This is a genomic window from Phormidium sp. CCY1219 (genome assembly GCF_055795085.1).
Genome location: NZ_JAYFEQ010000199.1, coordinates 1 through 219, shown reverse-complemented (window position 1 = coordinate 219; position 219 = coordinate 1). Strand labels below are relative to the sequence as shown.

Sequence of the window (219 nt, the reverse complement as noted above, 5' to 3'; positions counted from 1 at the left end):
CGCTCTCTGGTTGGTTCTATAAACAGCGTATTCGCCCTGACAAAGCAATAGGTTTCGTATCCCCCATCCACCTTCAGCCACGGCAATCCTCTTTCGTCGAAGTTAATATAAGGAGGTCCGCCACCAAAATGTATGCTGGCAAGGAAAAGACGTTCGTTCGGGGATTTGACTTCTACCACAGAATATTCGGTTCCCGGCCCGCTACGACAATTCAGACCA

1 protein-coding gene is annotated in these 219 nt (G+C 49.3%); it reads right to left on the bottom strand.

The window, feature by feature from the left end:
* A partial coding sequence (locus AC0QH1_RS01320) for an SH3 domain-containing protein (protein ID WP_324628943.1) occupies window positions 1–219 on the bottom strand: 219 nt, incomplete at both ends.